General features: G+C 73.9%; 6 protein-coding genes. All 6 read left to right on the top strand.

What is annotated here, in order from left to right; genetic code table 11:
* Positions 1-955, top strand: a 955-nt coding sequence (locus tag IE312_RS42545) for a (Fe-S)-binding protein (protein WP_229900620.1), incomplete at its 5' end; no start/stop codon positions are given.
* Between the two features lie 187 nt (positions 956-1,142).
* Positions 1,143-1,274 carry a hypothetical protein gene (locus IE312_RS43860; protein ID WP_268254369.1) on the top strand — a complete coding sequence of 44 codons (132 nt, stop codon included), beginning with the start codon at positions 1,143-1,145 and terminating at the stop codon, positions 1,272-1,274.
* An 85-nt stretch (positions 1,275-1,359) separates the two neighbouring features.
* Positions 1,360-3,285 carry an ABC transporter ATP-binding protein gene (locus IE312_RS30530; RefSeq protein WP_189985502.1) on the top strand — a complete coding sequence of 642 codons (1,926 nt, stop codon included), beginning with the start codon at positions 1,360-1,362 and terminating at the stop codon, positions 3,283-3,285.
* Between the two features lie 113 nt (positions 3,286-3,398).
* Positions 3,399-4,343, top strand: coding sequence for an EamA family transporter (locus IE312_RS30525; RefSeq protein ID WP_189985501.1), 945 nt, complete (start codon positions 3,399-3,401; stop codon positions 4,341-4,343).
* 150 nt (positions 4,344-4,493) lie between these two features.
* Positions 4,494-6,206, top strand: coding sequence for an NAD-dependent malic enzyme (locus tag IE312_RS30520; RefSeq protein WP_189985536.1), 1,713 nt, complete (start codon positions 4,494-4,496; stop codon positions 6,204-6,206).
* A gap of 69 nt (positions 6,207-6,275) precedes the next feature.
* Positions 6,276-6,678, top strand: a 403-nt coding sequence (locus tag IE312_RS42540) for a maleylpyruvate isomerase N-terminal domain-containing protein (protein WP_229900619.1), incomplete at its 3' end; no start/stop codon positions are given.

The following is a 6,678-nucleotide window of genomic DNA, read 5'->3' as shown; positions in this document are numbered from 1 at the left end:
GGCCGCGGAGATGGCCGGGGCGAGGGAGACCGCCGGGGCGAGGGAGACGGCGGAGGCCGTGGAGACGGCGGAGGCCGTGGAGACGGCGGAGGCCGTGGAGACGGCGGAGACCGTGAAGACGGCAGGGGTCGCAGCACAGGAGGACCCGTCCGCCCGGGGCGCCGGCGACCTGGTCGTCCTCTGGCCGGACACCTTCACCGAGCACCTGACGCCCTCCGTCGGCCGGGCCGCCGTCCGCGTGCTGGAGGCGGCCGGGCTGCGGGTGGCCCTCCCGCCCACGCGGCTGCCGGGCCGCGGGGCGATCGCCGACGGCACCACCAGGGCGGCGACCGCGCTGCTCACGGCCCGCCGGGCCCGGGTTTGCTGCGGGCTCACCTACCTCTCCACCGGCCGGCTCGACCGCGCCCGTACGGTCCTGCGTCGCACCCTGGACCTGATGGAACCGGTGCTGCGCGCCCAGGTCCCGGTCGTCGTCCTCGAACCGAGCTGCGCCGCGGCCCTCCGCGGCGACCTCCCCGAACTCCTGCCCGACGACCCGCGAGCCGCCCGACTGGCCGCCGCGGTGCTCACCTTCGCCGAAACGCTGGAGCGGCACGCCCCGCACTGGACCCCGCCCGTCGTCGACCGCCCGGTGGCCGGGCAGACCCACTGCCACCAGCACGCGGTGCTCGGCGACGGCCCGGACCGCCGGCTGCGCGCCGCCGCGGGCCTCACCGGCGAGCTGAGCGGGGGCTGCTGCGGTCTGGCGGGGAACTTCGGCTTCGAGAAGGGCCACTTCGAGGTCTCCCGGGCCTGCGCCGAGGAACAGCTCCTGCCCGCCGTCCGCCAGGCACCCGCCGGCACGGTGATCCTGGCGGACGGCTTCTCCTGCCGCACCCAGCTGGACCAGCTCGCCGGGGTCCGGGGCCGCCACCTGGCCGAGGTGCTGGCGCGGGCACTGGACGCGTCCGCATAAGCGAATTCTCAGCTTCGGCAGCGAAATCTCAGGTTCGGGCGGCTCTCTCAGGAACCCCAAAGGTATTCACAGCGTCCCCTTGCCGAATTCGCCGTTCCAGCTGTCGATCGGCGTGTAGCTTCTTCGGTGTCGGGTTCCGGACGCGGAATTCGACACCACACGAACAGAGCGACACGAGGAGACGGAAATGAGCTTCAAGAAGCTTGCCCCGCTGCCCCCCAAGCCCAAGACGAAGCAGCTCCCGCCGCCGCCGAAGCCGAAGCCCAGGAAGCACGGCCCGAAGCCGCTGCCCAAGCCGCTGCCCGGCCACGACAAGTGACCCGACGCTAGTCGAAAGGGGCCGACGGTGCACCGTCGGCCCCTTTTCCGCTTTCCATGGGCAGGTGATTCGGAAAGGATTCCTGATGGCTGTCGAGGGTGCAGAATTCGCGGACGAAACACCCACCATTCCCGCCCGGGCGGCATTCCGCCGTTTCTGGCCGCTGACCAAGGGGCTCAGGAAATGGCTGCTGGCCGTCTGGCTGTGCACGGTGCTCGCCGCGCTCGCCGAGACCGAGGCCGTCCTGCTCTTCGGCGAACTCACCGACGACGCCCTGCAGAAGGGATCGCCGGCCGCGTTCTGGAGCCCCGCCGGACAGTGGCTGGGTGTCGCGGTGATCGGCGCGCTCGTCGCGTACGCGGGCAACTCGCTGGCCGCGTGGACCACCGAGCGGTTCGTGATGCGGCTGCGCGAGCACGTCTTCGACCACGTCCAGCAACTGCCCCCGCACTTCTTCCAGCGCCACCGCCAGGGCGACCTGCTCTCCCGGCTGACCAGTGACGTCGAGGCGATCGAGACGATGGTGGTGTCCGGGCTGGCCGGCGCGGCCTCGGCGGCCTTCTCCGCCCTCTTCTACGCCGCCGCCGCGTTCTGGCTGCGCTGGGACCTGGCTGCGGCCACCTTCGTCCTCGCCCCCCTGTTCTGGCTGGCCGCCCGCCGTTTCTCCGGCTCCATCAAGGACGTGTCCCGTGCGGGCCGGGTCGCCGACGGCGCGATCACCTCCGTGGTGGAGGAGTCCCTCGGCAACATCGTGCTCACCCAGGCCTACGACCGCCGGGACGCCGAGCGCCGCCGGCTGCGCGAGGAGGCGAACGCCTGGTTCCGCGCCTCCGTCCGCTCCACCCGCCTGAACGAGGCCTACGAGCAGCTCGTGCAGGTCATCGAGACGGTCTGCGTGCTGGCCGTGATCGGCATCGGCGCCTGGGAGATCTCCACCGGCCGGATGACCCTCGGCCGGCTCCTCGCATTCGCCGCGTTCCTCGGCTACCTCTACCCGCCCGTCCGCGGCCTCGCCCAGCTCGGCCTCACGGTCACCGCGGCCACGGCGGGCGCCGAGCGGCTCATCGAGGTCCTCGACGCGCGGCCGTCGGTGACCGACCCCCGGCACGGCGTGGAGCCGGGCCGGCCGGACGGCACGGTGGAGGTCCGGGACGTCTCCTTCCACTACCCGGGCGCGGACCGGCCCGCCCTCACCGGCCTGTCCTTCGCCGTCCGCCCCGGCGAGCTGGTGATCATCACGGGCCCGAGCGGCGCGGGCAAGTCCACGGTCGCCAAGCTGCTGCTGCGCTTCTACGACCCGGACCGCGGCGCCGTCCTCCTGGACGGCGTACCCCTGCGGGACCTGCCGCTGGCCCGGCTGCGCGAGTACGTCGCCCTGCTCCCGCAGGAAACCCTGGTGCTGCACGACACCGTGCGCGCCAACATCGCCTGCGGCCGGCCCGGTGCCAGCGAGCGAGCGATCGAGGAGGCGGCGAGGGCGGCCGACGCCCACGACTTCATCAGCAGGCTCCCCGACGGCTACGACACCCGGGTCGACCCGCACTCGGCCCGGCTCTCCGGCGGCCAGCTCCAGCGCCTGGCCATCGCCCGCGCCCTCCTGCGCGACGCGCCCGTGCTGGTCCTGGACGAGCCGACGGCGGGCCTGGACGCCATGGCCGCCCGACGCGTCGTCGGGCCGTTGCGCCGCCTGATGGCCGGCCGTACGACGATCATGATCACGCACGACCTGAACCTCGCCCCCGACGCCGACCGCATCGTCGTCGTGGACCGGGGCCGCGTCGTGGAGACCGGCCGCCACGGTGAACTCCTCGCCCGGGCCGGGGCCTACGCCCGGCTGCACCGCTCGCAGAACAACGCCGTGCTGGACACCGGCGAGCTGCGCATGCCGCTGTGGGAGGAGGACCGGCCACCGGCGCACGGCGCCGCCTACGGGAACGGCGGGCACGTGGCTCCGGCGCAGCCCGACGGCCGTCTCCCGTTCGGTGGCGGGGAGGCCTGGCCGGGCCGTTGATCCCAGCATCCGGGACAGTTCCTTAAAGGGTTCACGCACCTGTCGAAGTCCATTACCCTGGACCTGGTAGTCCATCGCGATGCACGCACTCGATCAAGCCACCAGGACAGCCCGTGACCGCCGCACCCAGCACCACATCGCCGTGCCCCACCGTCCCCGCCCCCGCCGGCGGCCCGGGCGGCACCGGCTCCCGCGGCTCGCTCGGACCGGTCGGACTGGTGCTGGCCGGCGGCGTCTCGGTGCAGTTCGGCGGCGCGCTGGCGGTCACCCTGATGCCCCGGGCCGGTGCGCCGGGCGTGGTGGCCCTGCGCCTGCTCGCGGCCGCGATCGTCCTGCTGGTGTTCTGCCGGCCCCGGCTGCGCGGCCACTCGCGCACCGACTGGGGCACGGTGATCGTCTTCGGTGTCGCCATGGGCGCGATGAACGGCCTGTTCTACGAGGCGGTGGCCCGCATCCCGCTGGGCGCGGCGGTCACCCTGGAGGTGCTGGGCCCGCTGACCCTCTCGGTCCTGGCCTCCCGTCGCGCGATCAACGTGCTCTGGGCCTGCCTGGCCCTCGCGGGCGTGTTTCTGCTCGGCGGCGGGGGCTTCGGCAATCTGGACTCCACAGGTGTGGCCTTCGCCCTGGGGGCCGGCGCCATGTGGGCGGCCTACATAGTCTTCAGCGCCCGTACGGGCCGCCGCTTCCCGCAGGCCGACGGCCTGGCGCTGGCCATGGCCGTCGCCGCCCTTCTGTTCCTCCCCATCGGCATCGCCGACGCGGGCAGCCGGCTGCTGGACCCCACGACCGTCGCCCTCGGCTCGGCGGTGGCCCTGCTCTCCTCGGTGCTGCCCTACACCCTCGAACTCCTGGCGCTGCGCCGCCTGCCGGCCTCCACCTTCGCCGTCCTCATGAGCCTGGAACCCGCCATCGCGGCCACGGCCGGCTTCCTGGTCCTCGGCCAGTCCCTGTCCGCGACCGAGGCCGCCGCCATCGCCCTGGTCATCGCGGCGAGCATCGGCGCGGTCCGCACCCAGATGGGCCGGAACAAGACCCCCCAGGCCCCGGTCAGCCCCTGACCGGCACCGCCTCGGGCACCCCCCGCCCGGCCCTCTTCGGCTCCGCCCCGGCCCTCTTCGGTACAGCCCCGCCCGGCCTCCTTCGGTGCAACGCCGCCCCGCCTGGAAACCCGTCCTGTCGACGGAAAGGCGGATCCCATGACCGACCCCATGACCGATGCCCGCGACACCGGCCCCGAGCCGTTGAAGATCACCGCCCGTGGGCGGGCCGTGCTCGCCGACCCCCGGATCAACCGGGGTACGGCGTTCACCGAGGAGGAGCGGCGGGCCCTCGACCTCGTCGGGCTGATCCCGCCCCGGGTGCTCACGCAGGACGAGCAGGCCGAACGCGCCTACGGCCAGTTCCGGGAGCAGCCGGGCGACCTGGCCAGGAGCGTGTACCTGACCGCCCTGCACGACCGCAACGAGGCGCTGTTCTACCGGCTGGTCGGCGACCACCTCGAAGAGATGCTGCCCATCGTGTACACCCCGACCGTGGGCACGGCGATCCGGCGCTACAGCACCGAGTACCGCCGCCCGCGCGGCGTCTATCTCTCCGTGGACGCCCCCGACGACATCGAACGCTCACTGCGCGCGAGCGGTCTGGACGCCGGCGACGTCGACCTGATCGTGGCCACGGACGGCGAGGGCATCCTCGGCATCGGCGACTGGGGAGTGGGCGGTATCGACATCGCGGTCGGCAAGCTGGCCGTCTACACGGCCGCCGCCGGCATCGACCCGCGCCGCACCCTGCCGGTCATGCTCGACGTCGGCACCAACCGCGCGGAACTCCTCGACAACCCCCTCTACCTTGGCAACCGGCACCCGCGCGTCGACCGCGGCACCTACGACGCCTTCATCGACGCCTACGTCACCGCCGCCACCCGGCTCTTCCCGAACGCCCTGCTGCACTGGGAGGACTTCGGCAACGCCAACGCCCGCCGCGTCCTGGACCGCTACCGCGACCGGGTGTGCACCTTCAACGACGACATCCAGGGCACCGGCGCCGTCAACCTCGCCGCCGTCCTGTCCGGCGTCCGCGCCACCGGTACGCCCCTGCCCGAGCACCGGATCGTCGTCTTCGGCGCGGGCACCGCCGGGATCGGCGTGGCCGACCAGCTGCGCGACGCACTGATCGCCGAGGGACTGTCCGAGGACGAGGCACTGGCCCGCTTCTGGTGCGTCGACCGCTACGGCCTGCTCACCGACGACCAGGGCGACAAGCTCCGTGACGGGCAGCAGCCGTACGCCCGCCCGGCCGGCGAGGCGGACGGCTGGCGCCGCGACGAGAGCCTGCCCGGCATCCCGCTGGACGAGGTGGTCCGCCGGGTCCGCCCGACCATCCTGATCGGCACCTCCGGGCAGGGCGGCGCCTTCACGGAGGGCCTTGTCCGGGCCATGGCCGAGCACACCGAGCGGCCGATCATCCTGCCGATGTCCAACCCCACCGACCTCGCCGAGGCCACGCCCGCCGACCTGCTCGACTGGACCGGCGGCAAGGCGCTGGTGGCCACCGGCAGCCCGTTCGCGCCGGTCGAGCGGGACGGGACGACGTACGAGATCGGGCAGGCCAACAACGCGCTGGTCTTCCCCGGGCTCGGTCTCGGCGCGATCGTCGCCCGCGCCCGCCGGATCACCGACCGCATGCTGCGCGCGGCGGCCGACGCGGTGGCCCGCCGCACCGGTGACACGGAGGTCGCGCGCGCCGACGCGCCGGTCCTCCCGCCGATCCGCGACCTGCGCGCCACCTCGGAGGCGGTCGCCGTGGCCGTGGCCCGCGCGGCGGTGGACGAGGGGGTCGCCCGGGCCGGCCTGGACGACGTGGAGGCGGCGGTGCGGGCGGCCCGGTGGCGGCCGGTGTACCCGCCCGTGGAAGCGGTGTGACGGTCCGGCGGTCCAGAAATTCATGCAAGCACGCTTGATTGTTTCTGGGCCCGCTGCCATGCTCCCCCCATGGCCGACCCGACGCCCGTCATCGACGACCTGCGTGCCGAGAGCGGAGAACTCGACCTGCTCGTGGCCGAGTTGACCCCGGAGCAGTGGGCCCTGCCCACCCCGGCGCCCGGCTGGACCGTCGCCCACCAGATCGCGCACCTCGCCTGGACCGACCACTCGGCCCTGCTCTCCGTCACCGACGCCGGCGCCTTCCGGGCGCTGGTGGAGAAGGCGCTCGCCGCCCCCGACTCGTTCGTGGACGAGGGGGCGGAGAAGGGCGCCGCGCTCCCGCCGGCCGAGCTGCTGGCGGCCTGGCGCGCCGGGCGCACCGCACTGGACGGGGCCCTGCGCGGCGCACCGACCGGCGCCCGCTTCCCCTGGTACGGCCCGCCCATGTCCGCCGCCTCCATGGCCACGGCCC

It is taken from the genome of Streptomyces capoamus (genome assembly GCF_014654935.1).
GTDB lineage: Bacteria > Actinomycetota > Actinomycetes > Streptomycetales > Streptomycetaceae > Streptomyces > Streptomyces capoamus.
Note: the sequence above shows the minus strand (reverse complement) of the source record. Positions and strands in the feature narration are given on the sequence as shown.

What these genes read in the sequence shown, in the direction of transcription:
- IE312_RS43860 (WP_268254369.1), top strand. Translation starts at nt 1,143, where the DNA reads ATGAGCTTCAAGAAGCTTGCCCCGCTGCCCCCCAAGCCCAAGACGAAG.
- IE312_RS30530 (WP_189985502.1), top strand. Translation starts at nt 1,360, where the DNA reads ATGGCTGTCGAGGGTGCAGAATTCGCGGACGAAACACCCACCATTCCC.
- IE312_RS30520 (WP_189985536.1), top strand. Translation starts at nt 4,494, where the DNA reads ATGACCGATGCCCGCGACACCGGCCCCGAGCCGTTGAAGATCACCGCC.